This is a genomic window from Peterkaempfera griseoplana, from assembly GCF_001418575.1.
Classification (GTDB): domain Bacteria; phylum Actinomycetota; class Actinomycetes; order Streptomycetales; family Streptomycetaceae; genus Peterkaempfera; species Peterkaempfera griseoplana.
In genome coordinates this window covers 1-1,789 of sequence record NZ_LIQR01000620.1, presented here as the reverse complement: position 1 = coordinate 1,789, position 1,789 = coordinate 1, and the positions used below count along the sequence as shown (strand labels likewise).

At 68.6% G+C, this 1,789-nt stretch carries 1 protein-coding gene and 1 pseudogene; both read right to left on the bottom strand.

Annotation, left to right across the window (positions count from 1 at the left end; all coding sequences use genetic code 11):
• Window positions 1-274, bottom strand: a pseudogene (locus tag AOK09_RS34230) (hypothetical protein); the annotation flags it as partial.
• 174 nt (window positions 275-448) lie between these two features.
• The gene (locus tag AOK09_RS34225) at window positions 449-1,558 is read right to left on the bottom strand and encodes an ABC transporter ATP-binding protein (protein WP_055591111.1); all 1,110 of its coding nucleotides are present in this window, start codon (window positions 1,556-1,558) and stop codon (window positions 449-451) included.
• Window positions 1,559-1,789 lie beyond the last annotated feature (231 nt).

Genomic DNA, 1,789 nt, shown 5'->3' with positions numbered 1-1,789 from the left:
CCAGCATGGTCAGCGCCGACCCCGGGTTGTGCACGGCGAGGTCGTGCAGAAGGCGCTGGAGCAGGGCGTCCTGGGGCGCCGGCCGCCTCACGGGCCGGTGGCTGTCCGCCGGGGCGATCCCGATGCTGCCGTCGGCGGCTGCGGCCGCCAGGACCTGCTGGCTCGAGGCCGGGGCCCAGGGCACGCGGGTGACGGCCAGGGTGCCGGTGGTCACCAGGACGACCGGCAGCACGAATGCGATGGTCTTGCCGATGCGGCGGAGGAGCTGCTTCACGGAAGGATCGTAGCGACCTGTGACGCGATGACGACATTGCGTAACTCGGATGAGTGAAGCGCAACAGGTCGGCTGTTGACCGGAGTTGGGTAACGCCCAAAGGAAGAGCCCCGCCGGAGCAGGCTCCGGCGGGGCTCTTCACAGACTGCGACCGCCTGCTGGGCAGGCCTTCGATCAGGCGCTGAGGCGCTTGCCGGTGCTGGTCGAGAAGACGTGGGTCTCGTTGGAGACCGGCACCACGTGGATGGTCTCGCCCTTCATCGGGATCTGGCGACCGCCGACGCGGACCACCAGGTCCTTCACCTCGTCGCCGATCCGGGCCGAGCCGTACACGAAGCCGTCGGCGCCGAGCTCCTCGACGACGTTCACGGTGACGGCGACGCCGGAGCCGCCCTTGGTCAGGCCCTCGGGGGAGACGACCGTCAGGTGCTCGGGACGGACACCGACGGTGACCGTGCGGTCGCCGGCGTTGGCGGCCTCGGTGACGGCCTCGCGGGGGACGTTGACGACCGAGTCGCCGAACTTCACGCCGCCGTCCACGATCGGCACCTCGACCAGGTTCATCGCCGGGGAGCCGATGAAGCCCGCGACGAAGACGTTGGCCGGCCTGTCGTACATGTTGCGCGGGGTGTCCACCTGCTGCAGCAGGCCGTCCTTGAGCACGGCCACCCGGTCGCCCATGGTGAGCGCCTCGACCTGGTCGTGGGTCACGTAGACGGTGGTGATGCCCAGACGGCGCTGCAGCGAGGCGATCTGGGTACGGGTGGAGACACGGAGCTTGGCGTCCAGGTTGGACAGCGGCTCGTCCATCAGGAAGACCTGCGGCTCCCGGACGATCGCACGGCCCATCGCGACACGCTGACGCTGACCACCGGAGAGCGCCTTGGGCTTGCGGTCCAGGTACTCGGTGAGGTCGAGGATCTTCGCGGCCTCCTCGACCTTCTTGCGGATCTCGGCCTTGTTGACGCCCGCGATCTTCAGGGCGAAGCCCATGTTGTCCGCGACGGTCATGTGCGGGTAGAGCGCGTAGTTCTGGAACACCATGGCGATGTCCCGGTCCTTCGGCGGCAGGTGGGTGACGTCACGGTCGCCGATGCGGATGGCACCGCCGTTCACGTCCTCCAGGCCGGCGAGCATGCGCAGCGAGGTGGACTTGCCACAGCCGGACGGGCCGACGAGGACGAGGAACTCGCCGTCGGCGATGTCGAGCTCAAGGGCGTCCACGGCCGGGCGGTCGCCGCCCGGGTAGATACGCGTCGCCTTGTCGTACGTGACAGAAGCCATGGCAGACTCCCCTCCACCGGCAGGAACGTGCCGGACGATCCGAGTAAAGGTGTGGTGGTACCGGCCCTGGACGCTGAGAGACGAGCTCAGGGCCGTGAACCGGTTCGCCCGACGCTACCTGGCACTCCCCGGCCTTGTCAGTATCAACCGGCGACCGATTTCCGCATCGATCACGTCACATTGGTCACACCTCACCCCATACCGCCCCGCCCGCCGAGCCGTTCCGAACAC

Coding starts and splice junctions, on each gene's coding strand:
- AOK09_RS34225 (WP_055591111.1), bottom strand. CDS start 1,558: ATGGCTTCTGTCACGTACGACAAGGCGACGCGTATCTACCCGGGCGGC.